Annotated in this window: 21 protein-coding genes; 9 read left to right on the forward strand and 12 right to left on the reverse strand. The window is 69.2% G+C overall.

What is annotated here, in order from left to right; all coding sequences use genetic code 11:
* Positions 1-27: 27 nt before the first annotated feature.
* From ACZ6Z4_RS30585 to ACZ6Z4_RS30625, 9 genes are all read right to left on the reverse strand, one after another.
* Positions 28-1,143, reverse strand: coding sequence for a condensation domain-containing protein (locus ACZ6Z4_RS30585; protein WP_465571948.1), 1,116 nt, complete (start codon positions 1,141-1,143; stop codon positions 28-30).
* Positions 1,140-2,033: a hypothetical protein gene (locus tag ACZ6Z4_RS30590; protein ID WP_465571951.1), complete on the reverse strand. Its 894-nt coding sequence runs from the start codon at positions 2,031-2,033 to the stop codon at positions 1,140-1,142. Before ACZ6Z4_RS30590 ends, ACZ6Z4_RS30585 begins: the two co-directional genes overlap by 4 nt.
* 128 nt (positions 2,034-2,161) lie before the next feature.
* Positions 2,162-3,043 (reverse strand): phosphotransferase family protein, encoded by an 882-nt coding sequence (locus ACZ6Z4_RS30595; RefSeq protein WP_465571955.1) that lies wholly within the window; start codon positions 3,041-3,043, stop codon positions 2,162-2,164.
* Positions 3,040-3,993 (reverse strand): Gfo/Idh/MocA family protein, encoded by a 954-nt coding sequence (locus ACZ6Z4_RS30600; RefSeq protein WP_465571959.1) that lies wholly within the window; start codon positions 3,991-3,993, stop codon positions 3,040-3,042. The genes ACZ6Z4_RS30595 and ACZ6Z4_RS30600 overlap by 4 nt, the downstream gene beginning before the upstream one ends.
* The gene (locus ACZ6Z4_RS30605) at positions 3,983-5,152 is read right to left on the reverse strand and encodes an ATP-grasp domain-containing protein (protein ID WP_465571965.1); all 1,170 of its coding nucleotides are present in this window, start codon (positions 5,150-5,152) and stop codon (positions 3,983-3,985) included. Before ACZ6Z4_RS30605 ends, ACZ6Z4_RS30600 begins: the two co-directional genes overlap by 11 nt.
* On the reverse strand, positions 5,149-5,400 hold the full coding sequence (locus tag ACZ6Z4_RS30610; RefSeq protein WP_465571971.1) for an acyl carrier protein: 252 nt from the start codon (positions 5,398-5,400) through the stop codon (positions 5,149-5,151). The genes ACZ6Z4_RS30605 and ACZ6Z4_RS30610 overlap by 4 nt, the downstream gene beginning before the upstream one ends.
* Positions 5,401-5,402: 2 nt before the next feature.
* Positions 5,403-6,578, reverse strand: a complete 1,176-nt coding sequence (locus ACZ6Z4_RS30615) for a radical SAM protein (RefSeq protein WP_465571975.1) — start codon at positions 6,576-6,578, stop codon at positions 5,403-5,405.
* Positions 6,578-7,792, reverse strand: a complete 1,215-nt coding sequence (locus tag ACZ6Z4_RS30620; RefSeq protein ID WP_465571978.1) for an MFS transporter — start codon at positions 7,790-7,792, stop codon at positions 6,578-6,580. The genes ACZ6Z4_RS30615 and ACZ6Z4_RS30620 overlap by 1 nt, the downstream gene beginning before the upstream one ends.
* 180 nt (positions 7,793-7,972) lie before the next feature.
* On the reverse strand, positions 7,973-8,587 hold the full coding sequence (locus ACZ6Z4_RS30625; RefSeq protein ID WP_465571981.1) for a TetR/AcrR family transcriptional regulator: 615 nt from the start codon (positions 8,585-8,587) through the stop codon (positions 7,973-7,975).
* Positions 8,588-8,689: 102 nt separating this feature from the next.
* On the opposite strand from ACZ6Z4_RS30625, the gene ACZ6Z4_RS30630 reads away from it, so the two are divergent.
* The 8 genes from ACZ6Z4_RS30630 (at position 8,690) to ACZ6Z4_RS30665 (ending at position 17,922) form a co-directional block, all read left to right on the forward strand.
* Positions 8,690-9,691, forward strand: a complete 1,002-nt coding sequence (locus tag ACZ6Z4_RS30630) for a hypothetical protein (RefSeq protein WP_465571984.1) — start codon at positions 8,690-8,692, stop codon at positions 9,689-9,691.
* A gap of 181 nt (positions 9,692-9,872) precedes the next feature.
* Positions 9,873-11,273: an extracellular solute-binding protein gene (locus ACZ6Z4_RS30635; RefSeq protein ID WP_465571987.1), complete on the forward strand. Its 1,401-nt coding sequence runs from the start codon at positions 9,873-9,875 to the stop codon at positions 11,271-11,273.
* A 33-nt stretch (positions 11,274-11,306) separates the two neighbouring features.
* Positions 11,307-12,239, forward strand: a complete 933-nt coding sequence (locus tag ACZ6Z4_RS30640; RefSeq protein WP_465571990.1) for a carbohydrate ABC transporter permease — start codon at positions 11,307-11,309, stop codon at positions 12,237-12,239.
* On the forward strand, positions 12,236-13,063 hold the full coding sequence (locus ACZ6Z4_RS30645) for a carbohydrate ABC transporter permease (RefSeq protein ID WP_465571993.1): 828 nt from the start codon (positions 12,236-12,238) through the stop codon (positions 13,061-13,063). Before ACZ6Z4_RS30640 ends, ACZ6Z4_RS30645 begins: the two co-directional genes overlap by 4 nt.
* 16 nt (positions 13,064-13,079) lie before the next feature.
* Positions 13,080-14,348 carry a M16 family metallopeptidase gene (locus tag ACZ6Z4_RS30650; RefSeq protein WP_363664947.1) on the forward strand — a complete coding sequence of 423 codons (1,269 nt, stop codon included), beginning with the start codon at positions 13,080-13,082 and terminating at the stop codon, positions 14,346-14,348.
* Positions 14,345-15,688, forward strand: a complete 1,344-nt coding sequence (locus ACZ6Z4_RS30655; RefSeq protein ID WP_465571997.1) for a M16 family metallopeptidase — start codon at positions 14,345-14,347, stop codon at positions 15,686-15,688. The genes ACZ6Z4_RS30650 and ACZ6Z4_RS30655 overlap by 4 nt, the downstream gene beginning before the upstream one ends.
* A gap of 55 nt (positions 15,689-15,743) precedes the next feature.
* On the forward strand, positions 15,744-16,130 hold the full coding sequence (locus ACZ6Z4_RS30660) for a DUF4190 domain-containing protein (RefSeq protein WP_465572000.1): 387 nt from the start codon (positions 15,744-15,746) through the stop codon (positions 16,128-16,130).
* A 106-nt stretch (positions 16,131-16,236) separates the two neighbouring features.
* Positions 16,237-17,922, forward strand: a complete 1,686-nt coding sequence (locus tag ACZ6Z4_RS30665) for a S8 family peptidase (RefSeq protein ID WP_465572006.1) — start codon at positions 16,237-16,239, stop codon at positions 17,920-17,922.
* Between the two features lie 47 nt (positions 17,923-17,969).
* On the opposite strand, the gene ACZ6Z4_RS30670 is transcribed toward ACZ6Z4_RS30665, so the two are convergent.
* From ACZ6Z4_RS30670 to ACZ6Z4_RS30680, 3 genes are all read right to left on the reverse strand, one after another.
* Positions 17,970-18,722, reverse strand: a complete 753-nt coding sequence (locus ACZ6Z4_RS30670) for a DUF4190 domain-containing protein (RefSeq protein ID WP_465572012.1) — start codon at positions 18,720-18,722, stop codon at positions 17,970-17,972.
* 70 nt (positions 18,723-18,792) lie between these two features.
* The gene (locus ACZ6Z4_RS30675) at positions 18,793-19,509 is read right to left on the reverse strand and encodes a DUF4190 domain-containing protein (RefSeq protein ID WP_465572017.1); all 717 of its coding nucleotides are present in this window, start codon (positions 19,507-19,509) and stop codon (positions 18,793-18,795) included.
* A gap of 102 nt (positions 19,510-19,611) precedes the next feature.
* Positions 19,612-20,037 carry a CBS domain-containing protein gene (locus tag ACZ6Z4_RS30680; RefSeq protein WP_465572021.1) on the reverse strand — a complete coding sequence of 142 codons (426 nt, stop codon included), beginning with the start codon at positions 20,035-20,037 and terminating at the stop codon, positions 19,612-19,614.
* A gap of 145 nt (positions 20,038-20,182) precedes the next feature.
* Between ACZ6Z4_RS30680 and ACZ6Z4_RS30685 the strand changes: the two genes are divergently transcribed.
* The gene (locus ACZ6Z4_RS30685) at positions 20,183-21,400 is read left to right on the forward strand and encodes an MFS transporter (protein WP_465572024.1); all 1,218 of its coding nucleotides are present in this window, start codon (positions 20,183-20,185) and stop codon (positions 21,398-21,400) included.
* Positions 21,401-21,435: the final 35 nt, after the last annotated feature.

The raw sequence follows: 21,435 nt of genomic DNA on the forward strand, positions 1-21,435 counted from the left end.
GGGCCGCCGGTCGGAGTGGTGCTAGGCCTACCCCAGAAGGTAGGTGCGGAAGTCGTCGACCAGTGCGGAGACGTGCTGCTCGGTCCAGTCGGTGCCGTCGCCGCTGAAGTGCCCGGTCAGTACGCCGGTTGTCGTGGGGCGCATCCGAATGGCGAGGGTGTCGGCGAGGCCGGTGTCCTTGGGGCCGGCTGCTCCGACCACGGTGGCTCGGGTGGTGCCGAAGGAGTAGGGGGTGGGCCATTGCTGGGGGACGTACTCGAAGAACGGGGTTCGGCTCGGCACCTCCAGCGAGAGCACCGGGAAGCGGGCGTAGCGGCTGCAGTTGACCACGGCGGCGCGCATGGCTGGTACGTCGGCCGCGAGGGCGCCGGTGGAGCGGGGGACGGCGAGGACCGAGGGGACGATGCAGGGGCCGAGGACCTGTTGCCAGGCGGGGCGGTCGCGTTTGCTGAACAGGGTGTTGAAGAGGAGGGTGTCGCCCTCGGAGGGGTTCGTTGCTGCAGCTAGTGCGGCGAGCAGGGTGACCAGGGCGGTGCTGCGGTGGGTGCGGGTGAGCTGGTCGACGTGAGAGAGCTCGGTGGGGGAGAGGAGGTCGCTGCGGTAGGCGAAAGCCGCAGAGCGTGAGGAGGAGGGTTGTGGGCAGAGCTTGGCGTCGGTGACCTGCGACTGCCACCAAAGGCCAGCTGCAGCAGCATGCCGGTTGACCTGTTCGGTTTCGTCGGCCGTGTAGTCGGCGTACTGGGGTGGTGGCGGTAGCTGCGTGCCGGAGTACAGGGCGGCCAGTTCGGTGAGGGTGAGCCAGAGGGTGGCGGGGTCGGAGACCAGGTGGTGCAGGTGCAGGGTCAGGTGCTCGCTGGAGAGTTGGAGGCGTACTGGAGCTTCCAGAGGCACTGGGACGTGCAGCGCGGGTTCGGCGACCAGCTCCAGGGCGGCGGTGGGGGAGTCGTGGACGCCGACCGGGACCTCGGTGCGGAGGACGTCGTGGCGTTGCTGGAGGGTGTGGAAGGCCGCAGCCAGGCGGTCGGCGTCGACAGGGCCGTCCAAGGCGAGCTGGGCGTTCATGGTGAACCAGGGGCCGAGCGCGAAGCCGGGGCGGCGAGCGTCCAGCTCCAGGGCGAAGGTCTGCCAGAGGGATGTCTTCACAGCAAGGCCTTGGAGTAGTCACGGACGTCGGCGGTGAGTAGAGCCGCGTGCAGCTCTTCCAGTACGTCGAGCGAGTAGTCCTTGCGTTGCCAGTCTTCGTAGGCGATGCCGTAGCCCAGCGAGATCCACAGGTCCGCGTTGCGTTGTTCGTGGGGGCCGAACGGCTCCAGCAGGACCAGTGGTGTTGCTGACCAGAGGGAGTCGAGCAGCGTGCCGCCGCCGGGCTTGCTGACGGTCGCCAGTGCTTGGCGGCAGAGGTCGAAGGAGCCGTGGTGGCCGGTGCGCTGGACGAAGGGATTGCCTGCTTCGGCGAAGGGCGGGTAGCCGTCGTCGAGCCAGGGGTGCCAGTCGGGGTCGATCATGAAGTAGCGGACGCCGTCGGTGGAGAGGTCCTGCTGCTCGTAGGCGACGACGTCCAGAGAGAAGCCGGCGGCGAGGAGCTCGGCAGCGTGCTCGCGGTAGGTGCCCATGCCCCAGCCGCCGCCGTGGACCAGCAGGCGATGGTCGCGGGCGGGCCAGGTCAGAGGAGCGTCGCGGGTGACCGGGATGCTGCAGGGCAGCGTGCCGCTCCGAGCGTCGGCCAGCCAGATATGGCGGACCGGCAACGTGCTCGCTTCAGCTTTGTCGAACGAGGGGGACTGGACCGAATCGACGTGGCAGACGTCAACGGACACAGGTCCGTACCGGGCGACGTACTGCTCCAGCAGTTGGAGCCAGAAGCCGGAGAGGACGACGAAGTGGGTCACACCGCGCTCATGCCAGTCGCTGAAGAGCTGGTCGACTGCTGCAACCTCCGTGGAGACGGCGGCGTTGCGGGCGAGCTGCTGGCCGGCCAGGGCGACGCGGAAGTCGCGGTGGAAGGCCTGCTTCGAGCGCAACGTGGTGGCCAACGTGGAAGGGGACATGAGGCGTTCGAGGACGGAGACAGACGCTGTGCCGCCCTGTTCGCGGATCCGGTCGACGAGCAACAGACCAGGGACATGGACGCCCAGAGCAACACCCGAGGTGAGGATCTCGATCACAGCACACTCAGCTCCTTCGCCAAGTGCTTCTGGATCAGCTTCAGCATCCCCGGATCGTCGTCACCCCGAGGCGTCCGCTCGACCAACATGATCAAGTACAGGTACACCCGGTACAGCGACAACAGCTCCCGGTCGATGTCACTCCCGTACCCCGCGAGCAACTCGTCGTCGACCGAGCTGAACAGCGTCAGCGACACGAACTCCGCGACCGGATCCCCCCAGAACGCCCGCTCCCCGTCGATCAACCCACTGATCCGCCCACCGTCCACGAGAATGTTCCCGTCCCACAGATCGAAGTGCACGAGCCGCGGCGTCCGCACGCCGTTCAGCAGCTCGAACCGATCGAGACCGAGCTGCCGCGACACACCAGCGGGCAGCTCGACGCCGTAGCGCTCGGCATCAGCCAGTACGTCGTCCAGCATCCGCTGGAACGCCACCGCCCACGTCGCCACCAGCCCGCGCTGCGGATACCCGAACCCGTCGGCGCTGACCACCTCGTGCAGGTTCCGCACGATCGCGCCCAGCTCCCGCCGGTACGCCGTACGCTCCGCGCCGACGCTCAGCATCGTTGCCCCCGGCAACGCCGTCATCAGCAGCACCTCGGCGTCGGCGTACACGACCTCCGGAACCGGTGCCTTGCCTCGGGCCGCCTGGTAGAACTCGGTCTCGGTCCGGATCAGCGCCTGCTCGTAGGTCAGCCCGGGCGACGCCGGGTCGGGCGCGACCTTGAGCACGAGCTGCCGCTCGCCGACGGTGAGCCGGTAGACGGTGTTGTACGTGCCCTCGGTCAGCTCCTCGTGGGCGTGCAGCTCGTGCGGCGCGATGCCGGCCCGGTCGAGCAGGGCGTGGATCGCCGCGAGGTCCAGCGTGCGCTTCACCGGTTCTCCCTTCGGGACAGGGCGTCGGAGTAGATCGCCTCCATCAGCTGGATGCGGGGCAGCGCGGCCTCCAGGTCGTCGCCGTCCTCGGCCAGGATCCTCGCCAGTTGCTGCTCGTAGTACGCGGCCGGCGGGAAGCCGATCACCTCGCGGTCGCCGTCGGCCGGGGTGACGACCAGGTTCAGCGGTACGGCGCCGAGCACCGGGCGGAGGAAGTTGCGCAGCTTCACCGTCGCGTGCTCGAAGGTGAACAGGTGCTCGGCGACGTGGTCCGCGCCGACCGCGCAGGTCAGCGTCGCCTCGGTACCCGATGCCCAGCGCAACGACGCGGTGAAGTCACGGTCGACGCCGTTCGGCCCGTCGAAGGCCGAGCGACCCTCGTACGCCGTGACGTCGAGCCCGGTGGTGGCCTGCAGCGCCTGCAGCCAGTAGCTCGCGCAGTCGTAGAAGATGCCGCCGCCGAGGTCGGGGCGGTCACGATAGCCACCGGCCGCCGGTACGGCGAACGTCATCCGGCTCTCGACGGATCGCAGCGCGCCGTGAACAGCGCCCTCGACGAACTCGCGAACCGTCGCCTGCCACGGATGACCAGCGGTCGCGACGGCCTCGAAGACCCGCGTCTCCGCGGCGGCGAAGCACAGCTCCTCCGCCTCGGCCGCGGTCAGGCAGAGCGGTTTCTCGACGATCACGTCCTTGCCCGCGACGGCCGCGCGGACCGCCCAGCGGTGGTGCGCGGAGTTGTGCAGCGAGATGTAGACGGCGTCGATCGCCGGGTCGGCGAGCAGCGCCGAGTAGCTTTCGTAGACCAGCGGGATGTCGTAGCGGCCGGCGAACTCCTTGGCCCGGACGGGATCGCTGGCCGCGACCGCACGGACGTCGACGCTCGCCTTGCCGATCATCGTCCGGGCGGCGATCCCGGTGGCGCCGATCAGGCCCAGCTCAAGCGGCATCGGTCATCCCTCGTGGAGTCAGGCCGGCCGCGGTGACCGCGGCCAGCAGGCGGTGCTGCCAGCGGGTGAGCTCGCCGGCGGGGCAGAAGATCGCGACGTACACGCGGCCGCCGGGGGCGGCGAGGTGGGTGCCGTTGAGGACCATCGCGCCGGGGTGGTCGCCGGTGGTGAGCAGGCCGTCGAAGGCGAGCAGGACGTCACCGAGGCCCTTGCCCGGGGCAATGTTGAGCTCCAGCTGCCACAGGTGGGCCGGCAATGAGCCACGCTGCCCGAGCTGCAACGCGAGCAGGCCGAGGGACTGCCGCGCGTTGATCTCCAGGACCGGTACGACGGAGTCGTCGTCGAGCAGCATCGCGTCGATGCCGACCGGGCCCCAGTACCCGGCGGTGTGCAGCGCGGCGACCACCTCGCCGAGAGAGTCGGCGTACCAGCCTGCGTCGAGGAGAGCGGTCGGGGCGGGGCTGGAGCCGAAGTGCCGGAAGCCCTTGTTGGTCATCTGCTGGAGACCGAGGAACTCCCAGGAGCCGTCGCGGGCGAGCGAGAGGTGGCCGGAGAAGTCGTGCTTCTTGGGGAGCTTCTGTTGGACGACCAGCTCGACGCGACGTTCGGGTTGCTTGCGGAGAAAGCGTTCGACGGCGCGGAGGACGCCGGGTGTGCTGATCTCCAGGAGAGAGCGGCCGGAGACGCCGTACGGGTCCTTGACCAGGGCGTGGAAGTCGAGGTCGGTGACGGCGGCGACGAGTTCGTCGGCGGAGCGGACGACCTGGCCGGCGCCGGGGAGGCCGAGCTCCAGGACGAGGGCGTTTGACCAGGACTTGGAGTTGACCTGGGCAACTACGTCGGGTGAGGGGAGGGGTGGGAGCGGGGACAGGACTGCGTAGGGGGCTGGTACTTGGTTGTCGAGCGGCGGGAGATGGTTCTCGACCGGGCCGGAGTCGGGGGCGTCCAGCGAACGATGGGTGAAGGCGACGCCGTACCCGGCCAGCAGCTCGGGGGCGACCGCCCGCCTGGTGATCAGCAGATCACCAGGCGCGCAGAAGCCGGCCAGCAGTTCGTCCATCGTGGCCACCGACGGGTCGCTGCCGACCGACGGCAGCACGGCCAGGTCGCCGGGCCGCCACCACGACTCGGCGTCGAACGTGCCGAAGCGGACGCTCATTGGGTCAGTCGGGCCACGAACGCGCTGAACTGGCGGACCGAGCGCAGGTCGTCGAGCTGCAGCTGCGGGTAGTCCAGCTCCAGGTCGAACTCGTCCTCGATCGCCAGCAGGAACGTGATCGTCTGCAGCGAGTCCAGCCCGTACTGCTCGACCAGGTCGGCCTCCGGGCCGATCTGCTCGGCGGTCGTCCCGTTGTCCAGCACCTTGGCCAGGACGATCTTCACGCGGTCCTCGATCACAGCGGACATGCTCAGACTCCGTTCAGGTAAAGGAGGATGCACTTCGAGCAGACCGGCATCATGCCGTTCTCGGACATGATCCGGCGGACCTCGCGGAACGACTGGCTCTGCCACAGCTCGCCGACCGGCTGGTCGTACAGGTTGCCGACCACGAACTCGGGGAAGAACTTGCACGAGCTGACCGCGCCGTCGGCGTGCACCTCCATCCGGTTCGAGACCGCGAGGCACTTGCTGCGGTGCTGGGCCGGCCGCGAGGTGCCGAGGATGAAGTCGGTGACCTCGTCGTCCTCGAGCTGCGGCTGGTAGCGCAGCCGGACGTTCCAGGCGCGCGACGCCAGCCGCGCCATCGAGTCACGCAGCGCGGGCAGCTCCTCCTCGGGCAGCTGGTAGGTGTAGCTGTGCCAGGTCGGCTTCTTGGTGTCGGTGCTCGGGTTCAGCCAGGAGAACGTCTTCTCGTACAGGCGGTCCATGGACTCGGCCACCTCGGGGCTGATGTACCACGGGAACTGGAAGTAGACCGTGTTCACGCCGAGCTCCTCGGCCCACTCCATGAACTCGTACATCTTGTGCACGGTGACGTGGCTGACCATGCACGACAGCGACAGCTCGCCGTCCCACTGCCCGGACCGCTTCAGGTCCAGCATCAGCTGGATCTTCTCCATCGTGCGCTTGAACGTCCCGCGGCCGCGCAGCGCCTCGTGGTCCTCGCCGAGGCCGTCCAGGCTGACCAGCAGGTTCAGGTTCTCGCCGATCCGCAGCAGGTCGTCCAGCTTGCGCTTGAACAGCAGGCCGTTGGTGCACATGTTGACCGTCCGCGGGTACTTCTCCAGCAGCGCGGCGACCTCGTTGAACTTGGTGTGCATCAGCGGCTCGCCGCCCCACAGGAACAGCTTCGAGCGCACCGGCGCGGTGGTCCGCAGCACGTCCTCGACGACCGCCAGGTCGAGCTCCGTCTTCTGCTTGACCGCGCTGAAGTCGCGGAAGAACCCCTGCTCGTTCCACTGGTAGCAGTGCGTGCAGCGCAGGTTGCAGCGGTAGGTGAGCTGCAGGCTGACCTCCTGCGGCAGCGGTGCGGCGTACGACGGGTCCGCGAGCAGGTTGCGCCGGGCCTTGGAGCGGATCGACACGGTGTGCTTGATGTCGGCGAACTCTTTGGTGTTCAGCGTGCGGGTGGTGGTGGGACGCATCAGACCTCCTGGTGGGTGGCTGTGGCGACGAGCAGTGCGCTGGCTCCGGCGATCACACCTCCTGTCGCGAGGACGAGGACCAGACCGGTCGCCGTACCGAGCTGTGCACTCAGTACGCCGCCGGCCAGGCCGCCGGTGATCGCGCCGAGCGGCACGGTGGACGAGGTGAGCGTGCGCGCGGTGGCGTGCACGGTGCTCTGCAGCGCGGCCGGGGTGACCTGCTGGCGGACGCTGGTGGTGACGACGTTCCACACCGGCAGCCAGACCGAGGCGCAGATCCGGATGGCGACCAGTGCGAGCGCCGGAGCGCTCAGCAGACACAGGGGAACGGCCAGCCAGCACAGGGCTTCCACACCGGTCAGCACGAGCGTCCGCCGTACGCCGATCGTCGCGGCGAGCCTGTTGGCGACGAACGCGCCCAGCAGCCCGCCCACCGACCCGGCGGCGATCAGCAGCCCGCCGGCGAGGCTGGACAGGCCGAGCACCCGGTACGCGAACAGCAGCAGGACGGCGTCGACCATGCCCGAGCCGAAGCTGCGGATCGCCGCCGCACCGACCAGTCGACGCAGCAGCTGGTGCTGCCAGACGAAGGTGAAGCCGGTGCGGATCCGGTGGGGGAGCGGCTCGCGCACTGGCTCAGGTGGCGGCTCTACGGCCGCGATTCGGGTGCGGCCGAGAGCTGAAGCCAGGAAGGGGACCGCGCAGAGCAGCAGACCGGCGTACGGCGTGGTGGTGCGGAGCAGGAGACCGCCCAGCGCTGGGCCGACGAGCTTGGACAGGCTGTCGGAGCTCTGCAGTTTGGCGTTGGCGCCGACCAGGTCGCCAGGTTCGACCAGGGCGGGCAGGTACGACTGGCCGGCGATGTCGACGAACACCATCGCGGCGCCGGCGAGCGCGACCACGACGCACAGCTGCGGGACGCTGACCCAGCCGGCCAGTGCGGCGAGCGGGACGCTGGCGAACGCGGCGAAGCGGACCAGCTCACCGGCGATCATCACCCGGCGGCGGGGGACGTGCGCGAGCGCGGCACCGGCGACCAGCCCGAGTGCGGGGTAGGCGAACCAGCCGAGCGCGGACAGGACGCCGACCTGCGCCTCGCTGGCGTCGAGGGTGAGGATCGCGATCGTCGGGACCGCGAAACCGGTCAGCCGGTCCCCGGTGAAACTCGCGGTCTGGCTGGCCCAGTACCAGGGCAGGCCGGTTCGCGACCGCACGGCAGTTGTGGTTGATCGCACGACTCTCCCCAGCGTCGTCGGTACACCGGCCCTGCGGCTGACCCCTTAAGTTCAAGGCTTGAAATAACCCCGGACAACTTAACCGGACAAGTCTGAGGACTCAAGCCCTCCGTGACCCTGTAATCGCTCACAGTGGCGAAGTCGGAGGATCTTTCAGTTTCAGGTGGTCTGAGGAGTCGACGACCCGAACAGCGCGTCGATACCCGCGGAGTAGCTCTCCGGGGTGACGTCGCCGAGCAGCAGACGCTGCAGGATGAAGCCGGGGAGCAGGCCGAACAGGGCCTGCGCGACGTGCTCGGGGTCGACGTCGGCCGCGACCGTGCCGTCGGCCTGCGCACGCCGTACGACGCGCAGGTAGTGACCGCGCAGCATCTTGTACTTCTCGCGGGCGATCGCCCCGATCGCCGGGTTGTGCACGGCCTCGGCCCAGGCCTGCAGGCCGATCCGGGTGATGTCGCCGCCCGGCCGCTCGGCGATCGCCACCACGTGCACCAGCACCCGGCGCATCGCCTCGGCCGGCGTCAGCGGCTCGTCGGTGGACAGGATCTCGGCGAACAGGTCGTCGACGGTGCCGAGCGCCTGGTCGGCGATCGCGGCGATGATCTCGTCCTTGCTCCGGAAGTAGCCGTAGACCGCGCCCGCCGACAGGCCGGACTCGCGGATCACGTCGGCCATCGTCGTCTTGTGGAAGCCGTGCTCGGACACGCAGGTGAGCGCGGCGGTGACGATCTGCTCGCGCCGGGCGACCCGGTGCTCCGCGGTGACCTTCGGCATACCGCGAACATAAAACGAATGTCCGTTCTTGACAACTCGACCGGCCAGGGGTCAGGCTCGGAGCATCTAAAAGAACGGTCATTCGTTTTTAGGGGAGAACTCATGTCCGAGACCACCGAACGCCGCCGCCCGCCGGTGCTCGTCGTCGTCACCCTGCTCACCGCGCTGCTGACGGTGCTGCTGATCGCGTTCGCCTGGCCGGCCGCGCGGTCCGAGCCGCGGGAGGTCCCGCTGGCCGTCGCCGGTCCGCAGGCGGCCGTCGGTCAGGTCACCGCCGCGCTGGAGCAGGCGATGCCCGGTGGCTTCGCGATCGAGCCGGTGGTCGACCGGGCGTCCGCCGTACAGGCGATCAAGGACCGGGACGTGTACGGCGCGATCGTGCTCGACCAGGCCGCGCCCGAGGTGCTGACCGCGTCGGCGGCCGGTCCGGTGGTGTCGCAGCTGCTCACGCAGGTCGCGGGCAAGCTGGCCGCGCAGAACCCGGCCGCCGTGCCGAAGGTGACCGACGTGGTTCCCTTGCCTGCCGAGGATCCGCGGGGTGCGGGGCTCGCCGCGGGCGCGTTGCCGCTGGTGCTCGGGGGCATCCTCGCGGCCGCCGCGCTGACCAACTTCGCCAAGGCCGGGCGGAGCCGAATCGTCGGCGCGCTCGGGTTCGCCGTCGCCGGCGCGCTGGCGCTGACCGCGGTGCTGCAGTTCTGGCTCGGCTCGTTCGAGGGCAGCTACTGGGCCAACGCCGGTGTGATCGCGATGTCGATCGGCGCGATCAGCCTGACCCTGCTGGGCCTCGAGTGGCTGCTCGGCGCGGCCGGGCTCGGCTTGGGCTCCGCGACGATGATGCTGCTCGGCAACCCGCTGTCCGGGATGACGAGCGCGCCCGAGATGCTGCCGGGCGGCTGGGGAACGCTCGGCCAGTACCTCCCGCCGGGAGCCGCCGGTACGGCGTTGCGCTCGGTCAGCTTCTTCGACGGAGCCGGCGCGGCCCAGCCGCTGCTGGTGCTGACCGGCTGGCTGGTGCTCGGCCTGGTTCTTTGCGGACTCGGCTCGATCCGCGGCCGGCGGCCCGTCGTACAGGCCCGTCACGAGGCGTCGCCCGTTACCGTCTGACCTACGGCAAAGCGGTGACCGGATCGTTACGGCCCGGTTGCCGCTTCGGTCCGTCCGGACGGCGACAACGTTGTCTGTCAACCATTGACTTCACTGGTCTGACACTCCTACGGTCACGGGAAAGCCCACGGGGTTTGAGCGGTGGTACCGGGATGACAACGATTGCCCGAAGGTGGACGTGATGGTCATGAAGAACGGTTTCAAGACGGCGGGTGTCCTCGCCGTGGGCGCACTCCTGCTGGGGGTTTCGGCCTGCAGTCAGGGATCGACCACCAAGACGCCGGAAGCAGCTGGTTCCAGCTCCGGCCCGGCGAACATCAAGATCGCCTACCAGCAGTGGGGCCCGGGCACGGTGATGAAGAGCTTCCTCACCGGCGCCAAGGCCGAGTACGAGGCGGCCAACCCCGGCTCGAAGGTCGAGATCGTGCCGATCGTGGCCAGCGAGAACGACTACTACACCAAGCTCCAGCTGATGATGCGCTCGCCGAACACGGCGCCCGACATCGTCTACGAGGACACCTTCCTGATCAACTCCGACATCACCGCGGGGTACCTGAAGCCGCTGGACGACTACATCAAGGACTGGGCCGACTGGAACCAGTTCGAGGACACCGCCAAGGGCGCGGCCAAGGGCCAAGACGGCAAGACGTACGGCGTACCGGACGGCACGGACACCCGGGCTCTTTGGTACAACAAGGAGATCTTCGCCAAGGCCGGGCTGCCGGCCGACTGGCAGCCGAAGACCTGGGACGACGTGCTCAGCGCGGCCCGCACCATCAAGCAGAAGGTGCCCGGTGTCATCCCGTTCAACATCTACTCGGGCAAGCCGATGGGTGAGGCCTCGGCCATGCAGGGCATGGAGATGCTGCTCTACGGCACCAAGGACACCCTGTACAACTTCGACCAGCAGAAGTGGGTCGTCGGCAGCCAGGGCTTCAAGGACTCGCTGAACTTCGTCAAGACCGTCTTCGACGAGGGCATCGCCCCGCAGCCGAAGCAGTCGCTGGACCCGAACTGGGGCAACAAGGTCGGCAGCGACCTGCTCCCGAACGGCAAGCTGGCGATCGCGCTGGACGGCTCCTGGCTGTACAACAACTGGCAGAAGACCGGCGCCAAGCCGTGGCCGCAGTGGTCCGAGGTGCTCGGCCAGACCGCGATGCCGAGCCAGGACGGCAGCGGCAAGGGCAAGGTCAGCCTCTCCGGCGGCTGGACCTGGGCGATCCCGGCCAAGTCGAAGTCGCCCGACGCCGCCTGGAACTTCATCAAGACCCTGCAGACGCAGAAGAACGCGACCAAGTACGCCACCGACGGCGCCCAGATCGCGGTCCGCAAGGACGTCGCCTCCGACGCCGGCTACAAGACCTCGGCCAAGTCGACGCAGTTCTTCACCGACCTGGTGGCGGTGACCGTGTACCGGCCGGCGCTGCCGGAGTACCCGAAGGTCTCCAACGAGATCATCACCGCGATGGAAGCGGTGATGACGAAGCAGTCGACGCCGGAGGAAGCGGCCAAGAACTACGACGAGGCCGTCGAGAGCATCGTCAGCAAGGACAAGACGACCAGCCAGAGCCAGGGCCAGTAACAGCCTCCTTGCGCTGCTGAAGGGATCTTCTCTGTGACGACCTCCGCTTCCGCGCTGCCCGCTGCCTCCGGCCGAAAGGCCGGGGGCGGTGGGCGCCCGCGCGGCGCCAAGCTGCTGAAGATGCTGCCGCTCGGACCGGCGATCGGGCTGATGCTGGTCTTCCTGGCCGGCCCGATCATCTACTGCCTGTACGCCGCGTTCACGAACATGGCGCTCACCGGTCCCGGGGCCAGCGACGTGAAGTTCGTCGGCCTCGACAACTTCCGCAAGGCCTTCGGCAGCTCGGCGTTCACGAACTCGATCTGGCTGACCCTGGTGTTCACGCTGATCTCCGCGATCATCGGCCAGAACACCCTCGGCCTCGGCCTGGCGCTGCTGATGCGGCGCTCCACCAAGCTGGTCCGCAACTTCGTCGGTACGGCGGTGATCGGCGCCTGGGTACTGCCCGAGGTGGTGGCGGCGTACCTGCTCAGCGCGTTCTTCAACGACGAGGGCACGCTGAACGTGATCCTGCACAAGGTCGGGCTGCCCGGCCAGGACTGGTTGTACGCGGCACCGATCATCGCGGTCTCGATCGCCAACATCTGGCGCGGTACGGCGTTCTCGATGCTGGTCTACTCCGCGGCGCTCAGCGAGGTGCCCAAGGAGATCGAGGAGTCGGCCGAGATGGACGGCGCGGCCGGGCTGCGACGACTGGTCTTCGTGACGCTGCCGATGATCAGCCGAGCCATCATGACCAACCTGATGCTGATCACGCTGCAGACGCTGAGCGTCTTCGGCCTGATCTACGCGATGACCCGCGGCGGGCCCGGCACCAAGAGCCAGACGCTGCCGCTGTACATGTACGAGCAGGCGTTCAGCTTCTCCCAGATCGGCTACGGCACCGCGATCGCCCTGGTGATGCTGGCGATCGGCGCGATCTTCTCGCTGATCTACCTGCGTGGACTCAACACGGAGGCAGCGTGATCGCCCGCGACCGCGTCAGCAAGCTCACCTCGAACCTGGTGCTGCTGGCGATCGGAATCCTGTTCGTGCTGCCGTTGCTGTGGGTGCTGTTCGCCTCGATCAACCGGACCGCGGGGCTGCGGGTGGAGTTCCCGACCAACCCGACGCTGGGCAACTTCAAGGCGGTGCTGAACACCGACACGACGTACCGGCCGGTGCTGAACGGCATCGTGCTGTGCGGCGGGGCGGCGCTGCTGACGATGGTCTGCGCGGTGCTCGCGGCGTACCCGCTGTCGCGGTTCAAGTCGCGGTTCAACCGGCCGTTCCTGCTCACCGTGCTGTTCTGCACCGGGCTGCCGATCACCGCGGTGATGGTGCCGGTCTACGGGCTGTTCGTGCAGCTCAACCTGGTCGACACCATCGGCGGCACGATCATGTTCATGGCGACCAGCTCGCTGCCGTTCGCGATCTGGCTGACCAAGACCTTCATGGACGGCGTGCCGATCTCGCTCGAGGAGGCCGCCTGGGTGGACGGCGCCGGCAACATGCAGGCGCTGCGCCGGATCGTGCTGCCGCTGATGTGGCCCGGGATCGCGGTGGTGCTGATCTTCACCTTCATCGGCATGTGGGGGAACTTCTTCGTCCCGTTCATGCTGCTGCTGTCGCCGGAGCGCCTGCCCGCCTCGGTCAGCATCTTCACCTTCTTCGGCCAGTACGGCGAACCGAACTACGGCCAGCTGGCGGCGTACTCGCTGATCTACACGTTCCCCGTGCTGCTGCTCTACCTGTTGCTCAGCCGCAAGCTCGGCGGCGCGTTCGCCCTGGGCGGAGCGATCAAGGGGTGAGGGTAAGTTTGTCCGTATGCCGCTGACGTATCCGCTCGCTGAGCAGACTCTGGACAACGGGCTGCGTGTGGTCGTGAGTATCGACCGCGCGGTGCCGATCGTCGCCGTGAATCTCTGGTACGACGTGGGGTCGCGGCACGAGCCGCCGGGGCTCACCGGTTTCGCGCACCTGTTCGAGCACCTGATGTTCCAGGGCTCGCGGAACGTGAAGTCCGGTGAGCACTTCGGGCTCCTGGAGAGCGCGGGTGCCAGCCTGAACGCCTCGACGTTCTTCGACCGGACGAACTACTTCGAGTCGCTGCCCAGCGGCGGGCTCGACCTCGCGCTCTGGCTCGAGGCCGACCGGATGGGGTACCTGCTCGACGCGGTCAACCAGGAGAACCTGGACAACCAGCGCGACGTCGTCAAGGAAGAGAAGCGGCAGAGCTACGACAACCGCCCGTACGGCGACTCCTACGAGCGGCTGGTCCGGCTGGCTTTCCCGCAGGGCCACCCGTACGGGCACATGACGATCGGGTCGATGGAGGACCTCGATGCCGCCTCGGTCGAGGACGTGCACGCGTTCTTCCGCAAGTACTACGGCCCGAACAACGCGGTCCTGACGATCGTCGGCGACGTCAACGAGGAAGACACCTTCGCGGCGGTCAAGCGGTACTTCGGCCACCTGCCCGCGATCCCACAGCCGCCGGCCGCGCCGGACGGCACGATCGGCCCGATGACCGGAGTCGCCCGCGACGACGTCGTCGAGGACGTGCCGTCGGACCTGATCACGATGATGTTCCGGCTGCCCGTCGACGGGACACCCGAGCTCGACGCGGCGGCGCTCGCGCTCGACGTACTGGCGGCCGGCCAGAGCGGCCGGCTGAACCGGCGGCTGGTCCGCGACGAGCAGATCGCGCAGTCGGTGTCCGGGGGAGCGCTGCCGCTGATCGGCGGCGTCTCGTTCGGGACGCTGACCGGGATCGCGTCGGACGGCGTCGACCTGCAGAAGGTGGAGGACGCGCTGGTCGAGGAGGTCGAGAAGCTCGCGGCCGACGGGATCACCGCGGACGAGCTGGCCACCGTCCAGGCGCAGGCCGAGCGGGACTGGCTGGAGCAGCTGGCGACCTGCGCCGGCCGCGCCGACGAGATCTCCCACCACACGCTGCTGTTCGGCGACCCGAACCGGATCAACACCCGGATCGACCAGCTCCGCGCCGTCACGGTCGAGCAGGTCCAGCAGGCAGCGCAGCAGTGGATCCGGGCCGACGGCCGCGTCCAGGTGACCTACAGGAAGAGCTCATGACCCAGAACCTCGCCACGCCGCCCGTCGTCGCGCCGCCGAGGCCCTGGACGTTCCCGGCCTCGACCACGACCACCACCCGCGCCGGGACGCCGGTGCACGTCTTCGACCGGCCCGGCCAGTACGTCGCGACCGTCCGGGTCACCATCGCGCTGCCGCTGTTCGCGGAGCCGCGCGAGCTCGAGGGCGTCGCGACGATCATGTCGCGCACCCTCGACGAGGGCACCGAGCTGCACTCGGCCAACGACTTCGCGGCCGCGCTGGAGCGGCACGGGGCGGCGTACGGGGTGGACGTCAGCTCCGACGCGCTGCACGTGGAGATCTCGGTCCCGACCTCGCAGCTCGCGCCCGCCGTGAAGCTGCTCGCCGAAGCCGTCACCCGGCCCGCGTTCAACCCCGCCGACGTCGGCCGGCACGTCACGATCCGGCTCGGCGAGATCAACCAGGAGCGCGCCAACGCCGGGTACCGGGCCCGTGAGGCGTTCTCCGCGCACCTGTTCGAGCCGACCGTACGGCGCTCCCGCCCGACCGCGGGCACACCGGACACGATCCGTCCGCTGACCAACGTCGAGGTCGCGAAGTTCTACCGCGACAACGTCGGACCGGCCAGGGCGCAGATCCTGTTCGCCGGGGACGCCACCGGTGTCGACGTCGCCGGGATCGTCGACGACGCGTTCGGCGACTGGACCTCCGAGGCCGGCCCCGCGCTGGAGACCCCGGAGCCGCTGTACGTGCTCGGCGACCGGATCGTGCTCGTCGACCGGCCCGGTTCGGTGCAGAGCCAGCTGCTGATCGGCTGCCCCGGCCCGGACCGCCGCGAGGACATCTGGGGCGCGGCCGCGGTCGCCAACCACGTCGTCGGCGGCACCATCACCTCCCGCGTCGACACCGTGCTGCGCGAGGAGAAGGGCTACACCTACGGCACCCGGTCCAGCTTCACCGCGCCGCGCAAGGGCGGCACGTTCAGCCTCGGCGGCTCGGTCCGCACCGAGGTGACCGGCGCCGCGATCACCGACGCGCTGCGGATCCTGCGCGAGGCCCGCGACGGGCTGACCGACAAGGAGGTCGGGGAGTCCAAGGACAACCTGATCCGGACCGCCCCGCTGCGCTACGAGCAGGCCGACTCGATCGCCCAGCAGGTCGGCAGCAACATCGCCGCCGGCGTACCGCTGGACTTCGCCGACACCTACCTGGCCCAGATCGCGGCGACCACCGCGGAGTCCGCGACCGCGGCGTACAACCGGTACGTCGGAACCAACGGGCTGCTCGTGGTCGTCGTAGGGGAGGCCAAGGACGTCCGCGACCAGCTCGCCGGGCTGGGGGACGTCACCGAGCTGAGCTGAGGACCTGTCATCCTCTGCTCAGGACCACTTGGCCCTGAGCAGAGGAGAGCACGACATGTCGTTCGACGAGCGACCGCAGGACCGGCCGCCGCAGTACGGCCAGGCGCCGTACGGGCAGTACCCGCAGCAGCCGGGGTTTCCCGGCCAACCGGCGTACGGCGTGCTGCGCGACAACTCGAACGCGACCGTCGCGCTGGTGCTCGGGCTGATCCCGTTCATCACCGGGATCTTCCTGCTGTCCCCGTTCGCCTGGTGGAAGGGCAGCCAGGCGGTCGCCGAGATCGACGCGAACCCGGGCGTCTACAACAACCGCGGGATGGCCGTCGCCGGCCGGATCACCGGCATCGTCGGCACCGTGCTGCTGATCCTGATCATCCTCTTCGGGATCGCGATGATCCTGATCTTCGTGGTCTTCGCGGCGAACAGCTCGTACTCGGGCTGATTCAGTCGTTTGAACTGAAATCCTGACAACGTCGGCCCCCTCCCGTGATCCGCACCGCTGACTTACGTTGTGCGCGTCAGACTCACTTCAGGGAGGGGATCCGCTCGTGAGAGACGTCCGCAGATCGTTGTACGCGGCATCGGGTGCGTTCGCACTGGTCGCCGCCGGCCTGGCCGTGCCGGTCGTCGCCGGCGCCCAGGCGCAGGGTGGCAGCACCGAGTACCTGGTCCTGGTCGAGCAGGGGGCCGACCGGGCGCAGGCGCTGGCCGCCGTCAAGGCCGCCGGGGGTGAAGTGGTCAAGGAGAACACCAACCTGGGCACGATCACCGTGCGGGCGGCCTCCTCGGGCTTCGCCAGCCAGGTGTCGGCCTCCGGCGCGGTCGAGGGCGCCACCCGGAGCCGGCCGATCGGGCAGCTGCCGCGGTCCAAGCCGACCCTGGTCGAGCAGGAGAAGGGCGCCGCGAAGGCCAAGGCCGCCGCGAAGGGTGCCAAGGGCATGGACCCGCTGGACGCGCAGCTGTGGGGCCTGAAGATGGTCCGCTCGGACCTGGCCCGGACCGTGCAGCCCGGCAAGAAGCAGGTCAAGGTCGGCGTCCTCGACTCCGGTATCGACGCCCGCAACCCCGACATCGCGCCGAACTTCGACTGGAAGCTGTCCCGCAACTTCGCCTCCGACCTGCCCGAGATCGACGGGCCGTGCGAGTTCCGCGGCTGTGTCGACCCGGTGGGCTGGGACGACAGCGGCCACGGCACCCACGTGGCCGGCACGATCGGTGCCGCGGTCAACGGTCTCGGCGTCTCCGGCGTCGCGCCGAACGTGTCGCTGGTCGAGATCCGCGGCGGCCAGGACAGCGGTTTCGTGTTCCTCGGCCCGGTGCTCGACGCGCTCACCTACGCCGGTGACGTCGGGCTGGACGTGGTGAACATGTCGTTCTACGTCGACCCGTGGCTCTACAACTGCACCAACAACCCGGCCGACAGCCCGGAGGCGCAGCTGGAGCAGCGGACCACGATCCGGGCCATGCAGCGGGCGCTGAACTACGCGCACAACCGCGACGTCACGCTGGTCGGCTCGCTCGGCAACAACCACGAGGACCTGGGCAAGCCGCGCACCGACATCTCCAGCCCGGACTTCGGCGACGTCCCGCCGTACCCGCGGCCGATCGACAACGCGACCTGCGTCGACCTGCCGGTCGAGGGCCCGCACGTGATCGGTGTCTCCGCGCTCGGCCCGTCGGGCAAGAAGGCGGACTACTCCAACTACGGTCTGGAGCAGACCGAGGTGTCGGCCCCCGGTGGCTGGTTCCGTGACTACTTCGGGACGCCGCAGCACCGGGTCAACGAGAACCTGATCCTGTCGACGTACCCGGTGAACACGCTCCAGGCCGGCGGCCTGGTCGATGCCGACGGCAACATCACCGAGGCCGGTGTGGCCGGCGGCGTGCAGAAGCAGTGCGCGGCCGGCGTGACCGACTACACCAAGTGCGGCTACTACAACTGGTTGCAGGGCACGTCGATGGCGTCGCCGCACGCGACCGGTGTGGCCGCGCTGATCGTCAGCGAGTACGGCAAGAAGGGCAAGGGCAACTCGTTCGGCATGAACCCGGACAAGGTCCGCACCATCATGCTCGGCTCCGCGCAGGAGCGCGCCTGCCCGAACCCGCCGCTGGTCTCGTACGCCAACGAGGGCCGGCCGGCCGAGTTCGACGCGCTGTGCGAGGGCAACCGGAGCTTCAACGGCTTCTACGGCAACGGGATCGTGGATGCCTGGGCGGCGGTGACGCGGTACTGATGATGTTGTGACGAGGCCCCGACCGCCGCGGCGGTCGGGGCCTTCGTCTAGCGGGGCGTCAGCAGGCAGGTGACGCGGTGGTCGCCCAGCTTCCAGCTCGCCGCGGTGGGAAACAGCATGAAGACGTCCGTCGGGTCGCTCATCTTGCCGCCGTCCTCCGCCCAACGCTCGGTGCAGCGCTTTTCGGCGGTCTTCTGCGTCGCGGTCAGGCCGGGGTACGGGCCGGCCGGGAGCTCGAACAGGGCGAAGACCCGCCCGCCGTTCGGCCCGGAGCACGGCCGGACCTCGAGGTCGCCGACACTGCCTTCGGCGACGCGCGTCACGCAGTCACCGACCTCGAGGTCCTCGCGCGCGATGTCGGCGGTCGCGGTCACCTGCCCGGCGGCGTTCCGCGTGGTGGCGGCGGCGTCCCGGTCGGCGCCGGAGCCGGCCGTGGCGCCGATCAGAGCGCCGACGACCACCCACCCGCAGGCCAGGACGATGCCGGTGATCGCCTGGCCCTTGCCCTTCTCGCGGGTGCGCGGGATCCGGTTCAGCGCGACGATGCCGAGCACGATCGCCACCGGGATGGCGCCGATCGCGCCGAAGATCAGCGCGAGGGTTGCCGGGGTGCTGGTCTTCTGGTTCGGGGCCGGCTCGTGGCCGGGGTAGCCGTGCGGCGGCGGGCCGTAGTACGGCTGCTCGGAGTAGGCCGAGACCGGCCCGGCGGCGAACTCGCCGTACTTGGGGAGCGGTCGGCGGGCGGCCGGTTCGGGGTCAGGCCCATGAGGCGGGCCAGGTGGCGGTTCGGCGGGGTTCACGGAGGGACTGTAGATGCGACCCGGACACCGGTGTGCCGAGGGTCCCGGTCGGGGCCCTCGGCAACTCGGTTCAGCGGGGTGCGAGGAGGCAGGTGACGCTGTGGTCGCCGAGGCTCCAGCTGTCTTCGGTGGGGTGCAGGTAGAAGATGTCGGACAGGTCGGTGGCCTGTTCGCCGAGTTGCTTCCAGCGGTCGGTGCAGCCCTTCTCGGCGCTGGCCTGGACGGCGTCGAGGCCGGGGAAGGAGCCCTTGGGGAGCTCGAAGACGGCGTAGACCTTGCCGCCGTTGGGTTCCGAGCAGGGCTGGACCTTGATGTCCTGGACCTCGCCCTCCTGCACCTCCGCGACGCAGTCGCCGACCCTCAGCTTCTCCGGCGCCACGTCGGCGGTGGCGGTGACCTGGCCGGAGGCGTCGCGCTCGGGGTCGGAGTCGGAGAACGCGACGGCGAGCACGATGCCGACCAGCCAGAGGCAGGCCAGGACGATGCCGGCGATCGCCATCCCCTTGCCCTTCTCGCGGGTCTTCGGGATCCGGACCAGGGCGATGATGCCGAAGATGATCGCGAACGGGATCGCGCTGATCACGCCGAGGACGAGGGAGAGGATGGCGAAGACGCTGGTCTTCTGCTGCTGGGGTGGGAGTTGGTACTGGCCGCCGGGGTAGCCGCCGTACTGAGGCTGTCCGTACGGCGGTTGGCCGTACTGGGGTGGTGGTTGTCCTTGACCCGACTGGTCACCGGGTCGCTGCGGCGGCCCGGGCGGTCCGGCCGGCGGTTCGGTTGGCTCCATGAACGGACTGTAGTCCCATGGGGGCACAGGGCAACGATCCGGCGACTCCCGCGTGCCGCGGGAGCCGGCGGACCGGCGTACAGGCTGGTGCGGGTGGAAAGATCAGCCGGCGATGTAGTTCGAGAGCTGTTCCTTCTCGAACTCCAGTTCGCCGATCCGGGACTTCACCACGTCGCCGATGCTGACGATGCCGGTCAGGGCGTCGTCGACCACCACCGGCACGTGCCGGATCCGGCGGTCCGTCATCAGCCGCATCAGGTTGTCGATCAGGTCGTCGGGTCCGCAGGTGTGCACCGGGGACGTCATGATCGCGCTGACCCGGACCTGGCCCGCGTCAGGTGTGCCGTGCAGGAGCCGGACCACGTCCCGTTCGGAGACGATGCCGGCCACGCTGGAGCCGTCCGGACTGACCACGAGCGCGCCGACGTTGTGCTCGGCGAGCAGCGCGAGCAGCTCGGTGACGGTGGCTTCGGGGGAGATGGTGACGACCTGGTTGCCTTTACCGCGCAATACGTCGTTGATCTTCACGGAGCCTCCTGCTGAATCGAGAGCCCAAGACCCCACGGTAGCGGTTCGGCGCCCTGAACGGCAGGTCTGGCAGAATGCGCGCGGTGACCGCCGCCCGTCCCGCCCGCCGGAACCATGGTCCATTTTCGTCACGGTCGGTGATCGGATGAGCTGGCGCGACGACCTCGCGGTGCTCCGGCACCGCGACGTCCGGATCTTCGTGTCGGCCCGGTTCGTGGCCGTGCTCGGGTCGTCGATCGCGCCGATCGCGCTGGTGTTCGCCGTCCTGGACGTGTCCGACTCGGCGACCGCGGTCGGAGTGGTGCTGGCCGCGCGGAGCATCCCGAACGTGGTGTTCCTGCTGATCGGCGGGGTGATCGCCGACCGGCTGCCACGGCATCTGGTGCTGATCGTCGCCAACACGGTCAGCGCGCTGACGCAGGCGCTGGCCGCGATCCTCGTGCTGTCGGGGCACGCGCAGATCTGGCAGCTGGTGGTGATCGAGGCGCTGAACGGCGCCGCGTCGGCGTTCGTGATGCCGGCGTTGATGGGGATCATGCCGGCGCTGGTCGAGCCGGTCGAGCTGCCGCAGGCCAACGCCGTCGCGGGGTTCGCGCGGTCGGCGGCGCTCGTCGGAGGCGGAGCTGTGGCCGGGGTGATCGTGGGGTTCACGAGCCCCGGCGTCGGGCTGGCGGTCGATGCGGCGACGTTCGCGCTGGCCGTCGTACTGTTCGCGCGGCTTACGCTGCCGCGGGTCGAGCGCGCCCGTACGTCGATCCTGCGCGACCTGCGGGAGGGCTGGACCGAGTTCGTGTCGCGGCAGTGGGTGTGGAGCGTGGTCGCGGCGTTCAGCGTGCTCAACCTGATCTTCGTCGCGTGCTACTCCACCCTCGGCCCGGTGATCGCCGACGACACGTTCGGCCGGGCCGGCTGGGGTGTCGTCAGTGCGTGCTTCGGGGCCGGACTCGTTGCCGGAGGCATCTTGATGATCCGGCTGAAGCCGCGTTACCCGGTGCGGGTGGGGATGTTCGGCATGCTCGCCGCACTGCCGATCTTCGCGGCGCTCGCGCTCGCGCCGAACACGGTGACGGTCGCCGCGGCGGCGTTCGCCGTCGGCCTGGGGTTCGAAACCTTCGGCATCGGCTGGGAGACCGCGCTCGGGCAACACATTCCGCTCGACAAGCTGTCGCGGGTGGCGTCGTACGACATGCTGGGCTCTTTCGTCACCGGGCCGCTGGGGCAGTTGTTGGTCGGCTACGTGGTCGCCGCGACCAGCGCCAAGGCCGTCCAGCTGTACGGCGGCGGCATCTACCTCGTGGTGGTCCTCCTCACCCTGATGGTCCCGGCGGTCTGGCGCCTCCAGCGGTACACAGCCTCCGTGTGAGGGGTGGCCGAAAGTACGAGCTGGTCCGGTGGGTT

The sequence above is a fragment of the Kribbella sp. NPDC104740 genome (assembly GCF_055583505.1).